The 20,827-nt window shown below is 72.9% G+C and carries 21 protein-coding genes; 12 read left to right on the forward strand and 9 right to left on the reverse strand.

Annotated elements, in window-relative coordinates:
• Nucleotides 1–28: 28 nt before the first annotated feature.
• Nucleotides 29–634 (forward strand): pyridoxal 5'-phosphate synthase glutaminase subunit PdxT, encoded by a 606-nt coding sequence (pdxT, locus tag KSK32_RS22825; protein WP_216933044.1) that lies wholly within the window; start codon nucleotides 29–31, stop codon nucleotides 632–634.
• Nucleotides 635–653: 19 nt separating this feature from the next.
• On the opposite strand, the gene KSK32_RS22830 is transcribed toward pdxT, so the two are convergent.
• A complete protein-coding gene (locus tag KSK32_RS22830; RefSeq protein ID WP_216933045.1) occupies nucleotides 654–1,508 on the reverse strand; it encodes a helix-turn-helix transcriptional regulator in 855 nt (284 codons plus the stop codon).
• A gap of 102 nt (nucleotides 1,509–1,610) precedes the next feature.
• Between KSK32_RS22830 and KSK32_RS22835 the strand changes: the two genes are divergently transcribed.
• The 3 genes from KSK32_RS22835 to KSK32_RS22845 all read left to right on the forward strand — a co-directional run bounded on the left by KSK32_RS22835 (nucleotide 1,611) and on the right by KSK32_RS22845 (nucleotide 3,544).
• Nucleotides 1,611–2,267, forward strand: coding sequence for an NADPH-dependent FMN reductase (locus KSK32_RS22835; RefSeq protein ID WP_216933046.1), 657 nt, complete (start codon nucleotides 1,611–1,613; stop codon nucleotides 2,265–2,267).
• Nucleotides 2,264–2,566, forward strand: a complete 303-nt coding sequence (locus tag KSK32_RS22840; RefSeq protein WP_216933047.1) for a hypothetical protein — start codon at nucleotides 2,264–2,266, stop codon at nucleotides 2,564–2,566. Before KSK32_RS22835 ends, KSK32_RS22840 begins: the two co-directional genes overlap by 4 nt.
• 228 nt (nucleotides 2,567–2,794) lie before the next feature.
• Nucleotides 2,795–3,544 (forward strand): YebC/PmpR family DNA-binding transcriptional regulator, encoded by a 750-nt coding sequence (locus KSK32_RS22845; protein WP_216933048.1) that lies wholly within the window; start codon nucleotides 2,795–2,797, stop codon nucleotides 3,542–3,544.
• Nucleotides 3,545–3,610: 66 nt separating this feature from the next.
• Here KSK32_RS22845 and KSK32_RS22850 read toward each other — a convergent pair whose 3' ends face one another.
• The 4 genes from KSK32_RS22850 to KSK32_RS22865 all read right to left on the reverse strand — a co-directional run bounded on the left by KSK32_RS22850 (nucleotide 3,611) and on the right by KSK32_RS22865 (nucleotide 7,604).
• The gene (locus KSK32_RS22850) at nucleotides 3,611–4,672 is read right to left on the reverse strand and encodes an ABC transporter permease (RefSeq protein WP_216933049.1); all 1,062 of its coding nucleotides are present in this window, start codon (nucleotides 4,670–4,672) and stop codon (nucleotides 3,611–3,613) included.
• Nucleotides 4,669–5,562 (reverse strand): ABC transporter ATP-binding protein, encoded by an 894-nt coding sequence (locus tag KSK32_RS22855; RefSeq protein ID WP_216933050.1) that lies wholly within the window; start codon nucleotides 5,560–5,562, stop codon nucleotides 4,669–4,671. Before KSK32_RS22855 ends, KSK32_RS22850 begins: the two co-directional genes overlap by 4 nt.
• 81 nt (nucleotides 5,563–5,643) lie before the next feature.
• A complete protein-coding gene (locus tag KSK32_RS22860; RefSeq protein ID WP_216933051.1) occupies nucleotides 5,644–6,321 on the reverse strand; it encodes a response regulator transcription factor in 678 nt (225 codons plus the stop codon).
• Entirely contained in the window at nucleotides 6,318–7,604 is a 1,287-nt protein-coding gene (locus tag KSK32_RS22865) for a sensor histidine kinase (RefSeq protein ID WP_289256365.1), read from the reverse strand. The genes KSK32_RS22860 and KSK32_RS22865 overlap by 4 nt, the downstream gene beginning before the upstream one ends.
• An 88-nt stretch (nucleotides 7,605–7,692) precedes the next feature.
• On the opposite strand from KSK32_RS22865, the gene KSK32_RS22870 reads away from it, so the two are divergent.
• Nucleotides 7,693–8,253, forward strand: coding sequence for a GNAT family N-acetyltransferase (locus KSK32_RS22870; RefSeq protein ID WP_216933053.1), 561 nt, complete (start codon nucleotides 7,693–7,695; stop codon nucleotides 8,251–8,253).
• Between the two features lie 61 nt (nucleotides 8,254–8,314).
• Here the strand turns inward: KSK32_RS22870 and KSK32_RS22875 are convergent, their stop codons facing one another.
• On the reverse strand, nucleotides 8,315–9,256 hold the full coding sequence (locus KSK32_RS22875) for a permease prefix domain 1-containing protein (RefSeq protein ID WP_216933054.1): 942 nt from the start codon (nucleotides 9,254–9,256) through the stop codon (nucleotides 8,315–8,317).
• Nucleotides 9,253–9,594, reverse strand: coding sequence for a PadR family transcriptional regulator (locus tag KSK32_RS22880; protein WP_030504548.1), 342 nt, complete (start codon nucleotides 9,592–9,594; stop codon nucleotides 9,253–9,255). The genes KSK32_RS22875 and KSK32_RS22880 overlap by 4 nt, the downstream gene beginning before the upstream one ends.
• A gap of 184 nt (nucleotides 9,595–9,778) precedes the next feature.
• Here KSK32_RS22880 and dnaE point away from each other — a divergent pair, with 184 nt between their 5' ends.
• From dnaE to KSK32_RS22895, 4 genes are all read left to right on the forward strand, one after another.
• Nucleotides 9,779–13,312: a DNA polymerase III subunit alpha gene (gene dnaE / locus KSK32_RS22885; protein ID WP_216933055.1), complete on the forward strand. Its 3,534-nt coding sequence runs from the start codon at nucleotides 9,779–9,781 to the stop codon at nucleotides 13,310–13,312.
• 53 nt (nucleotides 13,313–13,365) lie between these two features.
• Nucleotides 13,366–14,064 (forward strand): hypothetical protein, encoded by a 699-nt coding sequence (locus KSK32_RS22890; RefSeq protein ID WP_254187154.1) that lies wholly within the window; start codon nucleotides 13,366–13,368, stop codon nucleotides 14,062–14,064.
• Nucleotides 14,064–14,240, forward strand: a complete 177-nt coding sequence (locus tag KSK32_RS33565; RefSeq protein ID WP_254187155.1) for a hypothetical protein — start codon at nucleotides 14,064–14,066, stop codon at nucleotides 14,238–14,240. The genes KSK32_RS22890 and KSK32_RS33565 overlap by 1 nt, the downstream gene beginning before the upstream one ends.
• A gap of 252 nt (nucleotides 14,241–14,492) precedes the next feature.
• Nucleotides 14,493–15,530 (forward strand): aminotransferase class V-fold PLP-dependent enzyme, encoded by a 1,038-nt coding sequence (locus KSK32_RS22895; protein ID WP_216933056.1) that lies wholly within the window; start codon nucleotides 14,493–14,495, stop codon nucleotides 15,528–15,530.
• 96 nt (nucleotides 15,531–15,626) lie between these two features.
• Here the strand turns inward: KSK32_RS22895 and KSK32_RS22900 are convergent, their stop codons facing one another.
• A complete protein-coding gene (locus KSK32_RS22900) occupies nucleotides 15,627–16,142 on the reverse strand; it encodes a peptidoglycan-binding protein (RefSeq protein ID WP_216933057.1) in 516 nt (171 codons plus the stop codon).
• 90 nt (nucleotides 16,143–16,232) lie between these two features.
• Nucleotides 16,233–17,405 (reverse strand): acyl-CoA dehydrogenase family protein, encoded by a 1,173-nt coding sequence (locus KSK32_RS22905; RefSeq protein WP_216933058.1) that lies wholly within the window; start codon nucleotides 17,403–17,405, stop codon nucleotides 16,233–16,235.
• An 87-nt stretch (nucleotides 17,406–17,492) separates the two neighbouring features.
• Between KSK32_RS22905 and KSK32_RS22910 the strand changes: the two genes are divergently transcribed.
• Genes KSK32_RS22910 through KSK32_RS22920 form a run of 3 tightly spaced genes read left to right on the forward strand, consistent with a single transcriptional unit; the run spans nucleotide 17,493 to nucleotide 20,707 of the window.
• On the forward strand, nucleotides 17,493–18,146 hold the full coding sequence (locus KSK32_RS22910) for a TetR/AcrR family transcriptional regulator (RefSeq protein WP_216933059.1): 654 nt from the start codon (nucleotides 17,493–17,495) through the stop codon (nucleotides 18,144–18,146).
• A gap of 45 nt (nucleotides 18,147–18,191) precedes the next feature.
• A complete protein-coding gene (locus tag KSK32_RS22915) occupies nucleotides 18,192–19,634 on the forward strand; it encodes an aldehyde dehydrogenase family protein (protein ID WP_216933060.1) in 1,443 nt (480 codons plus the stop codon).
• Nucleotides 19,631–20,707: an alcohol dehydrogenase catalytic domain-containing protein gene (locus KSK32_RS22920; RefSeq protein WP_289256366.1), complete on the forward strand. Its 1,077-nt coding sequence runs from the start codon at nucleotides 19,631–19,633 to the stop codon at nucleotides 20,705–20,707. The genes KSK32_RS22915 and KSK32_RS22920 overlap by 4 nt, the downstream gene beginning before the upstream one ends.
• Nucleotides 20,708–20,827 lie beyond the last annotated feature (120 nt).

Consider the following 20,827-nt stretch of genomic DNA (forward strand, 5'->3'; position numbering starts at 1 on the left):
CTTTTAACAACACCGCGGAAGGAGCATCGTGGCCGTACCGGTGATCGGCGTGCTCGCCCTTCAGGGCGACGTACGCGAGCACGTCGCGGCGCTGGCCGGGGCGGGCGCCGACGCCCGGCCGGTGCGGCGGCCGGGCGAGCTGGACGCGGTCGACGGCCTGGTGGTGCCCGGCGGCGAGTCGACCACGATCAGCAAGCTGGTCGACATCTTCGAGATGCGTGAGCCGATCGACAAGCGGATCGCCGCCGGCATGCCGGTCTACGGCTCCTGCGCCGGCCTGATCATGCTCGCCGCCGAGGTGCTGGACGGCCGCCCCGACCAGAGCGGTTTCGCCGGCGTCGACATGACGGTGCGGCGCAACGCATTCGGCCGCCAGGTCGACTCGTTCGAGGCGCCGGTGGCGCTCACCGGCGTCGACGGCGGGCCGTTCCACGCGGTGTTCATCAGGGCGCCCTGGGTCGAGCGCGTCGGCCCGGACGTGGAGGTGCTCGGCCGGGTGACCGAGGGCCCCGCCGCGGGCCGGATCGTCGCGGTGCGGCAGGGCAACCTGCTGGCCACGTCGTTCCACCCCGAGCTGACCGGTGACCTGCGCCTGCACCGCCATTTCGTGGAGCTGGTCCGGGCCGCGTCCTGACCGGACGACGCGCCGGGCGTCAGCCGGCGACGGCGCGCAGCCGACCGGGTCGCCGGCCGAGCAGCCGATCCAGGGCGGCCGCGGAGGCGGCGTCGGCGGGCAGGTGGACGACGACGCGCTGGTGCGCGGCGTCGGCGAGGTCCAGCGTCTCGTACGCCAGCCGCAGCGGACCGGCCTCCGGGTGCCGCAGCCCGCGTACACCGGTACGCGGTGCGGCTACCGGACGCCGCCGCCACCTGTCGGTGAACGGCGTGCCCGCGGTGCGGACCAGGCGCTCGGCGAAGGCGTCCGTGTCCGGGTCGCCCCGTCGCAGCCGGTGCAGCTCGGCGACCTGCTGGTCGGCCAGCTCCGCCCACTCGGGAAAGTGGTCGCGGGCGCGTTCGTCGGCGAACGTGAACCAGAGCAGATTCGGCCGGCTGCCGTCGAGCAGGCCCAGCGGACGGGCGAGCCGGTCGAACGCGTCGTTCCACGCCAGCACGTCGCTGAGCTGGTTGACGACGTACGCCGGGGTGTCCCGCAGCCCGTCGAGCACGGCCCGGACCGTCGGGCGGACGGTGCGCGCGACGGATGCCCGTTCGTGCGGGCACAACTGCCGGCTGTGGCCGACGGTCGCGAGCCGGTGCAGGTGGTCCCGGTCGGCGTCGTCGAGGAGCAGGGCGTCGGCGAGCGCCGCGAGGATCTCCGGCGAGGGCCGCGTGTCGCGCCCCTGCTCCAGCCGGGTCAGGTACTCGACGCTCACCTGGGCCAGCGTCGCCAGCTCCGCCCGGCGCAGACCGGGCGTGCGGCGGCGCGGGCCCGGGGCAAGCCCCACGTCGGCCGGGCGCAGCGCCTCCCGGCGGCTGCGCAGGAACGCCCCCAGCTCGCCGTCCATCATCGGCCCAGTCTCGCACCGCCGGCGCGTCTCCGGGTGGCCCCGGCGGGGCCACCCTCGCGCCGGTCTCCCGGTCCGCCGGTGGCCGGGCCGACGATCCTCGGCATGAGTACGACACAGAGGACAGGACCGGTCCGGATCGGTCTGATCGTCGGAAGCACCCGCCCGGGCCGTCGCGGCGCCGCAGTCGCCGGGTGGGCCGCGCAGGTGTGCTCCCGGCACCCGGCGGTGCGCGCCGGGTCGGCGGAGATCGAGGTGATCGATCTGGCGGAGCAGGCGTTGCCGCTGCTCGACGAGCCGGTGCCGGCGATGTTCGGCGACTACCGGCAGGCGCACACCCGGCGGTGGAGCGCGGTCGTGGCCGCCTGCGACGCGTTCGTCTTTGTCACCCCGGAGTACAACCATTCGATTCCCGCCGCACTGAAGAACGCCGTGGACTACCTGTACGCGGAGTGGAACGACAAGGTGGCCGGACTGCTCGGCTACGGCGTGCAGGGCGGCCTCCGGGCCACCGACCACCTGCGGTTGATCCTGGCCGAGGTGCATGTGGTGGTCGTACCCACGGCGGTCTCCGTGCCGATCTTCACCGACTTCGACTTCTCCGGGTCGGATCCGGGTGATCCCACCGCGCCCGGCATCCTGATGCCCGGTGCGGATCGGGAGGAGTCGTTCTCGGCCATGCTGACCGAGATCCTGACCTGGTCGGCGGCTCTGCGCACCGCTGTCCCCGCCGCGGATGGCAGCCCGGAGCTGGTGGGATGAGCATGGAGATGATCCTGATCCGCTACCGGGTCCGCCCCGAGCGCCTGACCGAGCATCTGCGCCTGCTGCGCGACGTCCACGACGAGCTGGCGCGGCTGCGGCCGTCCGGGCTGCGCTACGTCTCCTACCGGCTCGACGACGAACGGAGCTTCGTCGAGGTGGCCAGGGCGCCGGAGCTGCCCGGGCCGCTGCCCGGGATGCAGTCGTTCCGGCGCTACCGGGCGGGTCTGGAGGAGCGCTGCGAGGAGCGCGAGACGTTCGAGCCGACAGTGGCGCTGTCGTACGGCTTCGGCGAATGAGTGGCCGGTCCGTCCCGGGCCGTGCCGGTTCGGGCGGCCTGGGACGGACCGGTGCCGTGCGGTGCGTGACAGTCACCCGCCGGCCGCCGGTAGGATTGCCAGGATTCGGCAGGGCCATCAGCCCGCCGGCTCCCAGCGAAGATCACGGCACCTCGACGTGCGCCGGCGGGGGAGCGGGGCGTGTGCGGTGCGGTCGATGCAGACGGCGGGTAGCAACGGAGGTAACAGATGTCCGGCCACTCAAAGTGGGCGACGACCAAGCACAAGAAGGCGGTCATCGACGCCAAGCGCGGCAAGATGTTCGCCAAGCTGATCAAGAACGTCGAGGTGGCGGCCCGTACCGGCGGCGGCGACCCGGCCGGCAACCCGACGCTCTACGACGCCATCCAGAAGGCGAAGAAGAACTCGGTTCCGAACGACAACATCGACCGCGCGGTCAAGCGCGGCTCCGGCCTGGAGGCCGGCGGCGCCGACTGGCAGACGATCATGTACGAGGGTTACGGCCCCAACGGCGTGGCGATGCTGATCGAGTGCCTCACCGACAACCGCAACCGTGCCGCCACCGAGGTGCGTACCGCGCTGACCCGCAACGGCGGCTCGCTGGCCGACGCCGGCTCCGTGTCGTACATGTTCTCCCGCAAGGGCGTGGTTCTCGTCCCCAAGACCGGCACCAGCGAGGACGACGTGATGATGGCCGTGCTCGACGCGGGTGCGGAGGAGGTCAACGACCTCGGCGAGGCGTACGAGGTGGTCTCCGAGCCGGGTGACCTGGTCGCGGTCCGCAGCGCGCTCCAGGACGCCGGCATCGAGTACGAGTCGGCCGAGTCCTCCCTCATCCCCAGCGTGAACGTGCCGCTGGACGAGGAGGGCGCGCGCAAGATCTTCAAGCTGATCGACGTGCTGGAGGACTGCGACGACGTGCAGAACGTCTACGCCAACTTCGACGTGTCCGACGAGGTCATGGCCGCCGTCGGCTGACCCCGCCCGACGTGCCGGGCGCCGGCCCCCCGATCACGGGTGGCCGGCGCTCGGCGTATCGCGGCATCAGCCGATCGGCTCGCGCTGCCGCCACGCCGTGCGGACCGAGGTCCGGCCGTTGGTGCGCAGCAGCGAGCCCTCGTAGATCCGCGCCCCGGCGAGCAGGAACCCGGCCGCCGTGAGCAGCAGCAGCGCCAGCGACACGATCGGCTCCCACGGCGCCGCGTCGCCGGTGAACAGCCGCACCGGCATCGCGGTCGGCGACGAGAACGGCAGGTACGACAGGATCCGCATCGCGGTGGCGTTGTCGTTGAGGAACACCACCGCGAAGAACGGCGCCATCACCGCGAGCTGCACCGGGGTGGACGCTCCGGCGATGTCCTCCTGCCGGTTCACCAGCGCCCCGGCGGCCGCCCACATGGCCGCGAGCAGCAGGAAACCGCACAGGAAGTACGGCACGAACCAGCCGACGGCCGGTGCGATCAGGCCCAGCAGGTCGCCGCCGCCGGTCAGGCGCATCCCGATCAGCGCGGCGGCCGCGATCAGGGCGATCTGTCCCAGCGCCAGCGCGCCCGCGGCGAGGATCTTGCCGGCCAGCAGCGCGCGGGCCGGCACGGCTGCGACCAGGATCTCCACGATTCGGGTCTGCTTCTCCTCGGTGACGCTCTGCGCGATCTGCATCCCGAACGTCTGGGACATGAAGAAGAAGACGAACGCGAAGGCGAACGGCACCAGGTACGCGACGAGCGGGTCCACCGCGTCCGGGTCCAGCAGCTTGACCTGCGGGGCCGCGCTGAGCGCGGTGACCACGTCGTCCGGGGCCCGCTCGTCGGCGACCACGACCGGACCGGCCACCACCGCGGCGTCCGCGTCACCGTCGCGTACCGCCTGCTCGGCAGCGCCGTCGTCGGCGACCAGCATGACGTCCAGCCCGGCCGCGCGCAGCGGTTCGGCGCCGGCCGCGGTCACCGCCACCGTGGACGGACCGCTGTTCAGCATCGCCGGCGCCACTGTGGCGACGACGGCGAGCAGCAGGAAGATCAGCGTGCTGTAGAGGAACGTCTTGTCGCGGAGTTTGACCTTGATCTCGCGGGCGGCGACCAGCCGGGTGGCCTGAAGCGTGTTCACTGGTTGACCTCTCGGAAGATCTCGGCCAGGGACGGGGTGACCGGGCCGAACGCGCGCACCGGTCCGCGGGCCAGGGCCGCGCGCAGCACCGACTGGTCGTCGGCGGGCGGGTCCAGGTCGAACACGGCGCGCGCGCCGTCGAGGTCGACCAGCCGCACGCCGGGCTGGTCCCGCAGCCAGCCGGCGTCGCCGTCGACCACGAGCGAGAAGCGGGGCAGGGTGTACGCGGCGCGCAACTCCTCGCGGGCGCCCGCGGCCCGGATCGTCCCGTCCGCGATGAGCACCAGGTCGTCGCAGAGCCGTTCCACCACGTCGAGCTGGTGGCTGGAGAACAGCACCGGCGCGCCGGCGGCGGCGCGTTCCCGCAGCACCGCCACCACCATGTCGACGGCGAGCGGGTCGAGTCCGGAGAACGGCTCGTCCAGGATCAGCACCTCCGGGTCGTGCACCAGCGCGGCGGCGATCTGCGCGCGCTGCTGGTTGCCCAGCGACAGCGTCTCCAGCAGGTCGTCGGCCCGCTCGCCGAGGCCGACCCGCTCCATCAGCGCGTCGGTACGCCGGCGCGCCCCGGCGGCGTCCAGCCCGTACAGGCGGCCGAGGTGGACCACCTGCTCGCGGGGCGTCATCTTCGGGTAGAGGCCGCGTTCCTCCGGCATGTAGCCGAACCGGGCCCGGGCCTCGCGCGCGAGCGGCCGCCCCCGCCACGTCACCTGCCCGGCGTCCGGGGCGAGCACGCCGAGGATGATCCGCATGGTGGTGGTCTTGCCGGCGCCGTTGCCGCCGACGAATCCGGTCATGCGCCCGGCGGTCACGTCGAAGGAGACGTCCTTGAGCACCTGACGGTCGCCGAAGCTGCGGTCGACGCCGTCGAGGCGGAGCACGCTGGTCATGATGCCGACGCTACGGCCGGCCCTCGCGCCCGTCGTCCCACCACGGGGCGATCACGGGGTCCGTCGCGCGGTGGACGGGCGTCATCCGCCGGGTCGCACCACCCCGTGCTCGTACGCGAACACCACCGCCTGCACCCGGTCGCGCAGCCCGAGTTTGGCCAGCACCCGGCTGACGTGGGTCTTCACCGTCGCCTCGCCGACGCACAGGACGCCCGCGATCTCGGCGTTGCTGGCCCCGCGCGCGACCAGCTCCAGCACCTCCCGCTCGCGCGGGGTCAGGTCGGCAGTGGCCGCGTCGTGCCGGGGGTCCGGTGGTACCGCCCCGGGACGGGCGAACGTGGAGATCACCCGCCGGGTGAGCGCCGGCGCGATCAGCCCTTCGCCGCGCGCCACCACCCGGACCGCCTCGATCAGGTCCTCCGGGGTGCCGTTCTTGAGCAGGAAGCCGCTCGCCCCGGCGCGTAACGCGGCGAAGAGATAGTCGTCCCGGTCGAACGTGGTGAGGATCAGCACCGCCGGCCCGCCCGGCGTCGCGTCCCCGGTGATCCGGCGGGTGGCCTCCAGCCCGTCGAGCACCGGCATCTCCACGTCCATCAGCACCACGTCCGGCCGCAGGGCGGCCGCCATCGACACGGCGCGCTGCCCGTCGGCGGCCTCGCCGACCACCTCGATGTCGTCCTCGACCTCCAGGATCACCCGGAAACCGGTCCGGACCAGGTGCTGGTCGTCGACGAGCAGCACCCGCACCGGCGCGCTCACACCGTCCGCCCGGCGGCCTCGACGGGCAGCGGCATGCGGGCCCGGACCCGGAACCCGCCGCCGGGACGCGGCCCGGCCTCCACCTCACCGCCGTGCGCGGCGACCCGCTCCCGCATGCCGATCAGGCCCAGCCCGTCCCCGGCTGCGGGTACGCCCCCGTGTCCGTCGTCGCTCACGTCGATCTCCAGTTCCCTCGCCAGGTAGCGGATCCGCACGTCCAGCGTGGTGGCGTGGGCGTGCTTGACCGCGTTCGTCACCGCCTCCTGCACGATCCGGTACGCCGCCTGCGACACCGAGCGGGGCAGCGGCGCCGGTTCCCCGTACACCCCGAGGTCGGCCCGCAGCCCGGTGTCCCGGGCCCGGTCGACGAGTGCGGAGACCTGGTCGATGCCGGCGGTGTCCTCCGGCGTGGCCGCGCCGGCCGCCGCGTCCGGGTCACGCAGCACGCCGAGCATGCGGCGCAGCTCGTCGACCGAGGTGCGGGCGGTCTCCTCGATCGCGGCCAGGGCGGTGCGCGCCTTGTCCCGGTCGCGGTCGAACACGCGCCGGCACGCGGCGGCCTGCACGCCCATCACCGACACGTGGTGGGCGATCACGTCGTGCAGCTCGCGGGCGATGCGGACCCGCTCGCCCATCACCGCGCGCTCGCGCGCCTCGACCTGCGAGCGGCGCAGTTGCTCGGCCTGTTCCCGCAGTTCGTGCCGGCGGCGCGCGGCCACCCAGGAGGTCTGGCCGGAGTAGTAGGCGAACCCGAAGAACAACACGTTGTAGAACACGCCGTTGACCACGGCGGCGAGCACCGGCGGCACCGGGCCGGCGGCGTCGGTGAAGGAGGCCGCGGAGATCTGGTCGGCACGCAGCGCGAGGGACAGCGCGAGCCAGCCGAACATCGCCACGATGATGCCGGCCCGCAGCCGCCCGGCCAGCCGCCGGTCGGCGCCCCACGCGCCGAGCGTGAAGAGGGCGGCGAACAGTGCCCCCGACGGCAGCTGGGCGAGCGGGACCGCCCGCGCCTGCCCGGCGACGAAGGCGATCGAGACGACCACCGCGACGGTGGCGGGCCAGCGCCGCCGTACGGCCAGCGGGGCGGTCACCGCGACGGTCCACCAGACCTGCTCGGCGGCGCTCGGCGGTGGTCCGAGCAGGAAGGCCCCGGTGCTGTGCGCCAGGGTCAGCTCGACCAGGGCCAGCACGGTGACCGCGAGCCCGACCCAGAGGTCGGCACGGATCTGCGCCGCCGAGGGGGCCGGCCGGCGCCAGGCGGTGGTGGGTGTGGTGCTCACCGTACGTACCATGCCACCGCTGCCGCCGGTGCGGTGCCCGGGGCGTAATCGGGTGGGCCGGACGACAGCCGCGACGTAGCCTGCCGGGGTGTTCGTGCCCGATCTGCCGTTGCGCACCGAGCGGCTGCTGCTGCGCGCCTTCACCGCCGACGACCTCCCCGTGCTCCGGGACTACCGGGGCCGCCCGGAGGTGACCCGCTACCTCTACCACCGGCCGTACGACGACGGCGCCGCCCGCGCCGCGATCGACCGGCTGGTCCGGCGGACCGCGCTGCGCGCTCCCGGCGACGTGCTCAACCTGGCGGTGACGCTGGCGGGCACCGGTGAGTTCCTCGGTGACGTGCTGCTGAGCTGGACCAGCGGGGAGCACCGGCAGGGCGAGATCGGGTACGTGGCGCACCCCGATCACACCGGCCGGGGGTACGTCACCGAGGCGGCCCGGGAACTGCTGCGGGTCGGCTTCGACGGGCTGGGGCTGCACCGGATCGTGGGCCGGCTGGACGCCCGGAACACCGCGTCGGCCCGGGTGCTGGAGCGGCTGGGCATGCGCCGGGAGGCGCACCTGCGGGAGAACGAGTTCGTCAAGGGGGAGTGGACCGACGAGGTGGTCTACGCGCTGCTGGCCCGCGAGTGGCGGGCGGCGGCCTGACTGCCCGCGTACCCGAAAGGCCCGGCCCGCCCTCGACGGGGCGTGCCGGGCCGTGCCGGGCTCAGGCGGCGCGGCGGGCCTTGACCGCGCTGTCGATCACGTCCCAGAACGCGACGAGCACGACCACCGCGGCGGTCAGCAGGGCGACCTGGTCCGTGCCGCCCTCGCGCAGCCAGGCGAACCGCTCGACCAGCTCCGGGTTGAGCAGCCGGTCGGTGAGCACCAGCCAGAGGACGGGCACTGCGAACGCCACGTTGAGCACCGCGTTGACAGCGACCAGCGGCCAGGTCCACCGCCCGGCCCGGTACTTGGCGATCTCCAGGCCGACGGTGGCCAGCAGCACCACGATCAGGGCCGGCAGCCAGAAGCTCCAGAGCGCCGGGTCGAGCACCGCCATCCGGGAGCCGTCGTCGGTGGTCCAGCGCTGGAAGTGCTGACCGACCAGGAAGCCGACGGTGGCGAGCAGGAACACCACCGAGGCGATGCTGTCGGAGTGGCTGATCTGCCGTTCCCGGCTCTCCTCGGGGAGCTGGTCGACGGTCCACTCGGGCAGGCCGAGCGGTGTGCGGGTGCGTTCCAGCACGGCGAACACCAGCGTGACCCAGAACGCGATCTGGACCGCGGTCTGCATCGCGGCCACGATCGCCGTGCCGATCGCCGCGCCCGGCTCGCCGTCGAGCAGCGCCTTGGCGAGGCCGGCGAGCACACCCACGATCACCGGGATGTACGTGAGCAGCTGCCGCAGCAGCCGCCACCACACCAGGTAGTAGCGCGGGCCGATCAGTTGCAGGGTGCGGTCGCTGTAGCGGGCCGCGAGCTTCTCCGGGTGGCCCAGCTCGGTGAGCACCTCGCGCTCGGCGGAGGCGTGGTCCTGCCCGCCCGAGGTCCGGTCGTCGATCATGTCGGCGATGGAGCCGCGCAGCTCCTCGGCGAGTTCCAGACGGCGTTGCGCGGGCACGGCCCGCATGGTGGCGGCGACGTAACGGTCGGTCAGGGAACTCATCGTTCCGCTCCTTCGATCAGGTCGGTGACGGACGTCCGCACCGCGGTCATGTCGTCGAGCAGGCGGTTCAGGACGGCCTCGCCGTCGTCGCTGGTCCGGTAGAACTTGCGCGGCCGGCTCTCCTCGGTGTTCCACTCGCTGGTCAGCAGGCCCTGGTCCTCAAGCCGGCGCAGCAGCGGGTAGAGCGTGTTGGCGTCGACCGCGAAGCCGTGTGCGGCCAGCCGTTGCAGCAGGGCGTATCCGTAGTCGGGGCGGCGCAGGGCGACCAGGCTGGCCACCACGACGGTGCCGCGCCGTAGCTCCTGGAGATGGGTCCGGAGGACCTCTTCGCTGACCATGTCCAACACGATAGTGTGTCTCACACACTATTGCAACACCGTAGAACATCGCGTGCCGCACACCGGCCGGTCGGAGAGACCCGGGCCACCCTCGGTGTGGACGGTGGAGCCCGCGAGATCACCTCGGTAGGGTGGGTCGGTCGACTCCGACGCAGCTTGATCCACAACCCGGGGGGCGCCACGCATGGGCGATTCGTTCGCGCATCTGCACGTACACACCGAGTACTCGATGCTCGACGGGGCGGCCCGGCTCAAGGACCTCTTCGCCGAGGCGGCGCGGCTCGGCATGCCGGCGGTGGCGATCACCGACCACGGCAACATGCACGGCGCGAACGACTTCTACAGGCAGGCCATGGACGCCGGGGTCAAGCCCATCCTCGGCGTCGAGGCGTACGTCGCGCCGGAGTCGCGCTTCCACAAGGCCCGGGTCAAGTGGGGCCGCCCCGAGCAGAAGAGCGACGACGTCTCCGGCAACGGCGCGATCACCCACATGACCATGTGGGCGGCCAACCGCGACGGCCTGCACAACCTGTTCAAGCTCAACTCCCGCGCCTCCATGGAGGGCCACTATGTGAAGTGGCCCCGGATGGACATGGAGCTGATCGCCGAGCACGCCGAGGGCATCATGGCCACCACCGGCTGCCCGTCCGGCGCGGTGCAGACCCGGCTGCGGCTGGGCCAGTTCGACGAGGCGCTCAAGGTCGCCGCCGCGTACCAGGACATCTTCGGCAAGGACAACTACTTCCTGGAGATCATGGACCACGGCCTCGACATCGAGCGCCGGGTCCGCGACGGGCTCACCGAGATCGCCCGCAAGCTCGACATCCCGCCGGTGGTCACGAATGACTCGCACTACACCCACGAGGCGCAGGCCGAGGCGCACGACGTGCTGCTCTGCGTGCAGACCGGCAGCAACGTGGCCGACCCGAACCGGTTCCGGTTCGAGGGCGGCGGCTACTTCGTCAAGTCCGCCGACCAGATGCGCGCCGTCGACTCCTCCGAGCTGTGGCAGCAGGGCTGCCGCAACACGCTCCTGGTGGCCGAGAAGGTCGACCCGGCCGGCATGTTCACGTTCCACAACCTGATGCCGCGGTTCCCGATCCCCGAGGGCGAGACCGAGGAGTCCTGGTTCCGCAAGGAGACGTTCGCGGGGCTGAAGCGCCGCTTCCCCAACGGCATCCCCGAGGGCCACGTCGTCCAGGCCGAGTACGAGCTGGGCGTGATCATCCAGATGGGCTTCCCGTCGTACTTCCTCGTGGTCGCCGACTTCATCCAGTGGGCCAAGAGCCAGGGCATCGCGGTCGGCCCGGGGCGTGGCTCGGCGGCCGGCTCGCTCGTGGCGTACGCGCTGGGCATCACCGACCTCGACCCGATCCCGCACGGCCTGATCTTCGAGCGGTTCCTCAACCCCGAGCGCGTCTCCATGCCGGATGTCGACATCGACTTCGACGAGCGCCGGCGCGGTGAGGTCATCAAGTACGTGACCGACAAGTGGGGCGAGGACAAGGTCGCGCAGATCGCCACGTTCGGCACGATCAAGGCGAAGGCCGCGATCAAGGACTCGGCCCGGGTGCTGGGTTTCCCGTACGCGGTCGGCGACCGGATCACCAAGGCCATGCCACCGGCGGTGATGGGCAAGGACATCCCGCTGTCCGGCATCTTCGACCCGAAGCACCCCCGCTACGCCGAGGCGGGCGAGATCCGCGGCCTCTACGAGTCCGACCCGGACGTCAAGAAGGTGATCGAGACCGCCAAGGGCATCGAGGGCCTGATCCGGCAGACCGGTGTGCACGCCGCCGGCGTCATCATGTCCGCCGAGCCGATCATCGAGCACATCCCGCTCATGCGCCGCGACTCCGACGGCGTCATCATCACGCAGTTCGACTACCCGACCTGCGAGTCGCTCGGGCTGCTGAAGATGGACTTCCTCGGCCTGCGCAACCTGACGATCATCGACGACGCGGTGAAGAACATCCAGCTCAACCACGGCCGGGAGCTGGACCTGCTCGGCCTGCCGCTGGACGACAAGGCGGCGTACGACCTGCTTGCCCGCGGTGACACGCTCGGCGTGTTCCAGCTCGACGGCGGGCCGATGCGCTCGCTGCTGCGGCTGATGAAGCCGGACAACTTCGAGGACATCTCGGCCGTCCTGGCGCTCTACCGGCCCGGCCCGATGGGCGTGGACTCGCACACCAACTACGCGCTGCGCAAGAACGGGCTCCAGGAGATCACCCCGATCCACCCGGAGCTGGAGGAGCCGCTGCGGGAGATCCTCGCGCCCACGTACGGCCTGATCGTCTACCAGGAGCAGGTGCAGCGCGCCGCGCAGATCCTCGCCGGCTACACGCTCGGCCAGGCCGACCTGCTGCGCCGGGCGATGGGCAAGAAGAAGAAGGAGATCCTCGACAAGGAGTTCATCCCGTTCCGGGACGGCTGCCGCGAGCGCGGCTACTCCGACGAGGCGATCCAGGCCGTGTGGGACGTGCTGGTCCCGTTCGCCGGCTACGCGTTCAACAAGGCCCACTCCGCCGCGTACGGCCTGGTCTCCTACTGGACCGCGTACCTGAAGGCGCACTACCCGGCCGAGTACATGGCCGCCCTGCTCACCTCCGTCGGTGACGACAAGGACAAGATGGCCATGTACCTGTCGGAGTGCCGCCGGATGCGCATCCAGGTGCTCCCGCCGGACGTGAACACCTCCGCCGGGCCGTTCACGCCGGTCGGCAAGGAGATCCGCTTCGGTCTCGGCGCGGTGCGCAACGTCGGCGCGAACGTGGTCGCCTCGATCATGCGGTGCCGCGAGGAGAAGGGCGACTACGCCGACTTCTACGACTTCCTTTCCAAGGTCGACGCGGTGGTCTGCAACAAGAAGACCATCGAATCGCTGATCAAGGCCGGGGCGTTCGACTCACTCGGCCACCCGCGCAAAGGACTGCTGGCCGTGCACGCCGACGCCATCGACGCGTACGCCGACGTCAAGCGCAAGGAGGCGGTCGGCCAGTACGACCTGTTCGGCGCCGGATTCGGCGAGGCGGAGACCGGCGGCACCACCACTGTCATGCCGGTCATCGGCGAGGGGGAGTGGGACAAGCGCGACAAGCTCGCCTTCGAGCGCGAGATGCTCGGCCTGTACGTCTCCGACCACCCGCTGTTCGGCCTGGAACACGTGCTCGGTGCGGCGGCGGACACCACTATCGCCGCGCTGTCCGAGGAGGGAACCGTGCCCGACGGCGCGGTCGTCACGCTCGCCGGCATCCTCTCCGGCGTGCAGCGCCGGGTCACCAAGCAGGGTCGCGCCTGGGCGTCGGCCACGCTCGAAGACCTGGCCGGTGGCGTGGAGACGCTGTTCTTCCCGAACACGTACGAGGTGATCGGGCAGTACATCGCCGAGGACGCGATCGTGGTGGTCAAGGGCCGGGTGGACCGGCGCGACGACACCCCGCGCATCATGGCGATGGACATGTCCATGCCGGACATCAGCAGCAACCCGGCCAACAAGCCGGTCACGCTCACCATCCCGGTGCACCGCTGCACGCCGCCGCTCGTGGAACGGCTCAAGGAGACGCTCGTGCTGCACCCCGGCGACACCGAGGTGCACGTCAAGCTGCTCAACGGCGGCAAGGTCACCACGCTACGCCTGGGCCCGTTCCGGGTCGCGCCGACCACCGCGCTGATGGGTGACCTGAAGAGCGTCCTCGGCCCGGCCAACGTGAGCTGACCCGTACCGTCGCGGTCTTGCCCGGCGCGCCACGGCCCGGCAGCATCGTGCGGATGCCGCCCACCGACCTGCTGCGCGTCCGCGACCTGGTGCCCGACTTCGTCGCCTGCGCCGGTCGCGGCGCGCCGGAGCTCCTGGTCTCCCGCTACCTGGCCGGGCACCCGGACGTGGTGCGGGCGCTGCGCCGTGACGGCGACTGGTCCGACGCCGCCGGCGTGGCATCCGTCCTGGACGGGCTCCGCGACCGCGCCGCCGACCTGGCGGCAAGAGCCGAGACGGTGCGCGCGTCGCTGCCCGACGGCGTGGCGGCGGTGGCAGACGCGCTGGGCTGGTCCGGCGACGGCGGGCCGGTCGAGTGCGTGGTGCTGGTCGGGCTGAACCAGGCCAACGGCTGGGCCGGCGAGCTGAACGGCAGGTACGCGTTCTTCCTCGCCGTGGAGCAGCTCGGGCCGCCGGGGGACCTCGACCTGCTGGTCCGGCACGAGGCCGCGCACGTGGTGCACGACCGCAGCGCCGCGATCCGCGAATGGCCCGAGTACGGGGTGGCGAACGCGCTGTTCACCGAGGGCTCGCCACGCAGGTCACGGCGGAACTCGACGCCGGGCGGCCGGACGAGGCGTACCTCTGGTTCGGCCGCCCCGGCCACCGGCGGTGGCTCGACGACTGCCGCCGCCGGTGGCCGGAGATCCTGCGCCGGGTACGCGCCGACCTCGACGCCACCGACGCCGACCACCACGCCCCGTACTTCCTGATGCGGGACTCGCCGCTGGCCGGCGACCTGCCCAAGCGCTGCGGCTACCTGGTCGGCCTGACCGCGGTACGGCGCCTGCGCCGCCACCACACCCTGCAAGACCTGGCCAGGTGGCCCCTGCCGAGGGTGCGAGCCGAGATGGCCGAGGCGCTGACCGACCTCCCCCCGCCCACCTGACCCCCCCGCCGCGCCCCACCCGCCGCGACGATCATGAAGTTGGCGGCGCCTGCTCCGTTGCGCGATCTTGCAGTTTCGGCCCTGCGTTTCGCGGCTCTGCACCGTTTTGCCGGGGCCGAGAGTGCACGATCGCGGGCCGGGGAGCCGGGGGTCGGGGACGAGGGCGGCGCCGGACCCGGCGGGGCGGGTGGGGGGCCACGGGGGTGGGATTGGCGGTGTCGGGGCCGGGGCGGGGGTGGTTAGCGTCGGGCCATGGAGCTGGAGCAGGCGCAGAAGTTGTGGCAGCCGGAGCCGGGCTGGTTGAACACGGCCACCTACGGACTGCCGCCGGAGCCGGTGTGGGACGCCGTGCAGCGGGTGCTCGCCGACTGGCGGACCGGGCGGGTGTCGTTCGAGGTGTGGGAGGAGTCGGTGGACCGCTCCCGTGCCGCCTTCGCCGGGCTGACCGGTGTGGACGCCGCCGACGTGAGCATCGGCGCCAGCGCGTCCCAACTCGTCGCGCCGATCGCGGCCGGGCTGCCGGCGGGCGCGACTGTGTTGGTGCCCGAGACCGAGTTCACCTCGATCCTGTTCCCGTGGCTGGTCCAGCAGGACCGCGGCGTGCGGGTACGCACCGTGCCGCTGGCCGGCCTGGTCGACGCGATCGACGCCGGCACGGATCTGGTGGCGTTCAGCGTGGTGCAGTCCGCCGACGGCACCGTGGCCCCGTACGACGAGATCGTCGCGGCGGCGCGGGCGCACGGCGCGTTCGTGGTGGCCGACGCGACGCAGGCGTGCGGGTGGCTGCCGTTCGCGGCGGACCGGGCGGACGCGGTGGTGGTGGGGGCGTACAAGTGGTTGGTGTCGCCGCGCGGCTCGGCCTTCGCCTACCTGGCCCCGGCGTTGCGCGAGCGGATGCGCCCGGACGCGGCCGGGTGGTACGCCGGGCGCGAGCCGCACGCCTCCTACTACGGGCTGCCGCTGCGCCTGGCCGACGACGCGCGCCGGTTCGACATCGCGCCGCCGTGGCTCAGTTACGCGGGCACCGCCCCGGCACTGGAGCTGCTCGCCGACCTCGACCCGGAGGCGGTGCGCGCGTACGACGTGGGGTTGGCCAACCGGTTCCTGACCGGGTTGGGCCGGCCGCCCGGCGACAGCGCGATCGTCACCGTGGACGTGCCGGACGCGCAGGAGCGGCTGGCCCGGGCCGGGGTGCGCGCGGCGGTCCGGGCCGGCCGGGTGCGCGCCTCGTTCCACCTCTACACGACCGAGGCGGACGTGGACCGGGCGGTCGAGGCGCTGACCGGCTGACCGCGCGGCCGGGGAGCGGCCCGAGAGAGGCCAGAAGGGCTGGAGAGCGGCCGGAGGACGGCCGGCGCGCCACCGCGCGCCGCCCGTCCCGATCGGTCAGCAGACGTCGAAGGTCACGGACGTGTAGGAGAGCAGCTCCCACTCCTGATTCGGGCCGAGGGTCATGTCCCACCTGCCGTCGGTCCGGCGACCGAGCTGGAAGTAGTCGGTGGCTCCGTCGTAGGCGTACCACCCTTCGCTCTCGTACACGACGAGACGGGTGGCCGCCCGGGAGAGGGTCCTGGCGCCGACGACGCCGTCGGCGACGAGGCCCCGGGCGCTCTGCCACCGCTTGGTGGCGGCAGTCGTCCGCGGCCCGAACCGGCAGTCGACCTCGGAGCGGGTGAGGTAGCCGTCGGCCCACAGGATCATCTGCCACATGGCGGCGACGTTGCTGTACGAGCGTGTGGACGCCGAGACCGGGCCCTCGTCACCCCAGTCGTCCCGCCAGTCGCCGGAACCCGTGATGTACCCCTGACTCACGCTCGCCGAGGCCGGTGCGGCCGGCCCCGCGAGGACTCCGAGCATGGCGGCGGCCGCGGTGAGCGCGACCGCAGTGGTTCGAGTACGCATGTGCATCTCCTCCGGCTGGTAGTGCCTCCGCCGGGGACACACCTGGCACCCGTGCCCGGTTGCGCACAGTCGGAGTTGAGACACCGCGCGTCAGGCCAGGTGGCCGCCGATCTTCGTGTAGCCGCGCAGCAGGTCGCGGGAGATGATCAGCCGCTGCATCTCGTCGGTGCCCTCGAAGATCCGGTACAGCCGGACCTGCCGGTACCAGCGTTCGATCGGCAGCTCACGGGTGTAGCCCATACCGCCGTGGATCTGGAGCACCCGGTCCACCACCCGGTTGACCATGCCGGCGCCGTAGAGCTTGCCCATCGAGGAGGCGTGCCGGGGGTCGAGGCCCGCATCGACGGTCCAGGCCGAGCGCAGGATCAGCCAGCGGGCCGCCTCCAGCTCGGTCTCGGAGTCGGCGATCATCCACTGGATGGCCTGGTTGGTGGCGATCGGTGCGCCGAACGTCTCCCGCGTGTTGGCGTAGTCTACGGCCATCTGGAGGACGCGCTCGGCGATGCCGACGGCGTGCGACGGGATGGTGTAGCGGCCCTTGCCGATCCACTCCATGCCGAGCGTGAAGCCCTGCCCGATCTCGCCGAGGATGTTGCGGTGCGGCACCCGTACGCCGTCGAAGATCAGTGAGGCCGGGCCGCCCTCGCCCATGGTCTGGATGAACTCGGACCGCCAGCCCATCGCGCGGTCCACCAGGAACGCGGTGGCGCCGCCGCGGCGGGCGCCCTTCTCCGGGTCGGTCACCGCGACCACGATGGCGAAGTCGGCGTCGTTGCCGTTGGTGATGAACGTCTTCTCGCCGTCGAGGATCCAGTCGTCGCCGTCGCGGCGGGCGCGCAGCTTGATGTTCGCCGCGTCGGAGCCGGCGCCGGGTTCGGTGATGGCGAAGCAGGAGATCCGTTCCCCTTCGATCGTGGGGATCAGGAACTCGCGCTTCTGTTCCTCCGTGGCGTGGAACAGGATGTTGTCGGCCTCGCCGCCGAAGCGGAACGGCACGAAGCTGCGGCCCAGCTCGGTCCAGATCAGCGACTGCATGACCGCCGGCAGGGCCATCCCGCCGTACTCCTCCGGCGTGGCCAGCCCCCAGAAGCCGAACTTCTTCGCCTTGAGCTGGAGTTCGCGCAGCTCGGAGCGGTCCAGGCCGGGCTGGTGGGCGCGCTCGCGGCGCAGCACCTCCGCCTCCAGCGGCATCACCTCGCGGGTGACGAACGTGCGAACGGTGTCCCGGATCGCGCGTTCCTCGTCAGACAGTGCGAAGTCCACGGTGCCCCCTCAGGTCGACTGGCTCTAAACTAGCGCTGGAAGTTTTCCCGCGTCCAGACCCGATGTCGAAGGGAGGATGATGACCAGGTGCCCCGACCCCGACAGGCCCTGCTCACCCGCGACCGGATCGTCGAGACCGCGCTGGCGCTGATCGACGCCGACGGGCTGGACGCGCTCTCGACCCGGCGGCTCGCCGCCGCGCTGGGCGTCCGCGGCCCCTCGCTCTACAACCATTTCGCCACCAAGGAGGAGATCCTCGACGCGGTGGCCGACGGCGTCGCGGCGACGGTCGACATCGGCGTCTTCGACGAGTACGAGTGGCTCGACGCGCTTCGCCGCTGGGCGCGCTCGTACCGGGCGGCGCTGGCCGCGCACCCGAACATCGTGCCGTACCTGGCGCAGGGGCCGGGCCGCCGCCCGGCCGCGCTCGCCATGGCCGACGCCGTCTACGGCGCGCTGGTCCGGGCCGGCTGGCCGCCCGCGCGGGCCACCCACATCGGCGCCGCGATGCGCTACTTCGTGGCCGGGTCGGCGCTGGGATCGTTCGCCCGCGGCTTCGTCGAGGACCCCTCGCTCTACGCCGCGCACCCGCACCTCAACCAGGCCCACCGCCTCGCCGGCCACCAGCGCAGCGTCGACGAGGGCGCGTTCGCGCTCGGCCTGGACGCGCTGCTGCACGGGCTCGCCGCCGAGCACGCCGCCACCGTCGGCCCGCTGGAACGGGTCGGCGGTCCGGAGTAGCGTCGAAACTCCCACCGCTAGTTTCCGCCGCCCCCGAAGGACGCCATGGATCTCGCCGCCGCCCCGCCCGCCCTGCTGACGCGCCGCCACCTGCACGTCGCCGGTGACTGGGTCGACCCCTCCTCGGGCGACACCGTCCCGGTGGAGAACCCGGCCACCGGCAGCATCGTCGGCGAGGTGCCCGCCGGCACACCGGCCGACGTGGACCGCGCGGTCGCCGCCGCCCGCGCCGCGTTCCCCGGCTGGGCCGCCACCGCCCCCGAGCAGCGGGCCGCGCACCTGGACCGGCTGCACACCGCGCTCGCCGCCCGCGCCGACGAGATCGCCCGCACCGTGGCGACCGAGCTGGGCACCCCGCTCAAGCTCGCCACCCGGGTCCAGGCCGGCCTGCCGCTCACCGTGCTGCGGAGCATTGTCGACCTGGCCGCCCGCCCGGCCGCCGAGCACACGGTGGGCAACTCCCTCGTGGTCCGGGAGCCGGTCGGCGTGGTCGGCGCGATCACCCCGTGGAACTACCCGCTGCACCAGGTGGTCGCCAAGGTCGCGCCCGCGCTCGCCGCCGGGTGCACGGTGGTGCTCAAGCCCAGCGAGCTGACGCCACTGACCGCGTACCTGCTGTTCGACGCGATCACCGACGCCGGCTTGCCGCCCGGCGTGGTGAACCTGGTGCCCGGCACCGGCCCGGTGGTCGGCGAGGCGCTCGCCGCGCACCCCGACGTCGACCTGGTCTCGTTCACCGGCTCCACCGCCACCGGCCGCCGCATCGCCCACCTGGCCGCCGAGCGGATCGCCCGGGTGTCGCTGGAACTCGGCGGCAAGTCGGCGAACGTCGTCCTGGCCGACGCCGACCTCCCCACCGCGGTCAAGGTCGGCGTCGGCAACGCGCTGCTGAACTCCGGGCAGACCTGCACCGCCTGGACCCGGATGCTCGTGCACCGCGACCGCTACGCCGAGGCCTTGGACCTGGTCGCGGCGGCGGTGGCCGGCTACCGGCTCGGCGACCCGTTCGACCCGGCCACCCGCCTCGGCCCGCTCGCCTCCGCCGCGCAGGCCCAGCGGGTACGCGACCACGTCGACCGGGCGCTCGCCGACGGCGCCCGGCTCGTCGCCGGTGGCCCGGACGCGCCACTGCCGCCGCAGGGGCACTTCGTCGCGCCCACCGTCTTCGCCGACGTGCACCCGGACAGCGCGCTCGCCCAGGAGGAGGTGTTCGGGCCGGTGCTCGCGGTGATCCCGTTCGCCGACACCGACGAGGCGGTCGCCATCGCCAACAACTCCCGGTACGGGCTGGCCGGCGCGGTCTGGTCGGCCGACGAGGACGCGGCGCTCGCAGTGGCCCGGCGGATGCGTACCGGCCAGGTGGACGTCAACGGCGGCGCGTTCAACCCGCTCGCCCCGTTCGGCGGCTACAAGCAGTCCGGCCTCGGCCGGGAGCTGGGCGCGTACGGCGTGGAGGAGTTCACCGAGGTGAAGGCGATCCAGCGGTGAGGGCGCTCGTGGTACGCGGCCGCGGCGCCACCCCGGCGGTCGAGGAGGTACGCCTGCCCGCGCCCGGTCCGGGAGAGCTGCGGGTACGCATCCGCGCCGCCGGCATCTGCCACTCCGACCTGGCCATGGTGGACGGCACGCTGGCGCCCGCGTACCCGCTGGTGCTGGGGCACGAGGCGACGGGCGTGGTGGCCGAGGCGGGGCCCGGCACCACGCTCGCGGCCGGCACGCCGGTGGTGCTGAACTGGGCGCCGGCCTGCCGCGACTGCTGGCACTGCCGGCACGGCGAGCCGTGGCTCTGCGCCGCCAACCCCAACCCGTCCACACCCCGGGGCGAGACGGCCGCCGGTGAGCCCCTTCAGGTCACGCTCGGGCTCGGCGCGCTCGCGGAGGAGGTGGTGGTGCCGCAGCACGCCGCGGTACCGGTGCCCGCCGGACTGCCGCCGGAGCAGGCAGCGGTGCTGGGCTGCGCGGTGCTCACCGGCGTCGGCGCGGTCCGCAACACCGCGCGGGTGGCACCCGGCGAGTCGGTCGCGGTCATCGGGCTCGGCGGGGTGGGCCTCGCCGTGCTGACCGCCGCGCGGCGGGCCGGTGCGGCGCCGATCCTCGCCGTGGACGTGGTGGAGGCCAAGCGGGACCTCGCGCTCGCCGCCGGGGCGACCGACTTCCTGCGCTCCGACGACCGGCTGGGCAAGGAGATCCGGGCCCGCACCGACGGGCGCGGCGTGGACCACGCGTTCGAGTGCGTCGGCCGGTCCGCCACGATCCGCGCAGCCTGGCGGGCGACACGGCGCGGGGGAGCGGTCACCGTCGTCGGCATGGGCGGTAGGGACGACATGCTCAGCCTCTCCGCGCTGGACATCTTCCACTCCGCGCGCACGCTGCGCTCCTCGGTGTACGGCTCGACCGACCCGGACCGGGAGGTGCCGGAGCTGGCCGCCGCGCTCGCCGCCGGTGACCTGGACCTGGGGCCGCTGGTGAGCGGCACGGTGCCGCTGGCCGAGGCGCCCGCTGCCCTGGACCGGCTGGCCCGCGGCGAGGGCGCCCGCTGGGTGGTCACCTTCCCGGACTGACGTCCCCCTCGATCAAAGCGGCGACGTCGGGCAGCCGCCGCCCGACGTCGAGGACATCGGTCTTCTCCCACGCGGACGGGCTCGACCTGCCGGAGTGCGCCGCCGGCCGGTGACGGTGCC

Origin of the sequence: Micromonospora sp. WMMB482 (assembly GCF_019038635.1) — a bacterium.
Taxonomy (GTDB): Bacteria; Actinomycetota; Actinomycetes; order Mycobacteriales; family Micromonosporaceae; genus Micromonospora; species Micromonospora marina.

Bases quoted from the DNA above. Each gene is read 5' to 3' on its own strand.
- KSK32_RS22830 (WP_216933045.1), bottom strand. From the start codon at position 1,508: ATGATGGACGGCGAGCTGGGGGCGTTCCTGCGCAGCCGCCGGGAGGCG.
- KSK32_RS22835 (WP_216933046.1), top strand. From the start codon at position 1,611: ATGAGTACGACACAGAGGACAGGACCGGTCCGGATCGGTCTGATCGTC.
- KSK32_RS22840 (WP_216933047.1), top strand. From the start codon at position 2,264: ATGAGCATGGAGATGATCCTGATCCGCTACCGGGTCCGCCCCGAGCGC.
- KSK32_RS22845 (WP_216933048.1), top strand. From the start codon at position 2,795: ATGTCCGGCCACTCAAAGTGGGCGACGACCAAGCACAAGAAGGCGGTC.
- KSK32_RS22855 (WP_216933050.1), bottom strand. From the start codon at position 5,562: ATGACCAGCGTGCTCCGCCTCGACGGCGTCGACCGCAGCTTCGGCGAC.
- KSK32_RS22875 (WP_216933054.1), bottom strand. From the start codon at position 9,256: ATGAGTTCCCTGACCGACCGTTACGTCGCCGCCACCATGCGGGCCGTG.
- KSK32_RS22880 (WP_030504548.1), bottom strand. From the start codon at position 9,594: ATGGTCAGCGAAGAGGTCCTCCGGACCCATCTCCAGGAGCTACGGCGC.
- dnaE (WP_216933055.1), top strand. From the start codon at position 9,779: ATGGGCGATTCGTTCGCGCATCTGCACGTACACACCGAGTACTCGATG.
- KSK32_RS22890 (WP_254187154.1), top strand. From the start codon at position 13,366: ATGCCGCCCACCGACCTGCTGCGCGTCCGCGACCTGGTGCCCGACTTC.
- KSK32_RS33565 (WP_254187155.1), top strand. From the start codon at position 14,064: ATGCGGGACTCGCCGCTGGCCGGCGACCTGCCCAAGCGCTGCGGCTAC.
- KSK32_RS22895 (WP_216933056.1), top strand. From the start codon at position 14,493: ATGGAGCTGGAGCAGGCGCAGAAGTTGTGGCAGCCGGAGCCGGGCTGG.
- KSK32_RS22900 (WP_216933057.1), bottom strand. From the start codon at position 16,142: ATGCGTACTCGAACCACTGCGGTCGCGCTCACCGCGGCCGCCGCCATG.
- KSK32_RS22915 (WP_216933060.1), top strand. From the start codon at position 18,192: ATGGATCTCGCCGCCGCCCCGCCCGCCCTGCTGACGCGCCGCCACCTG.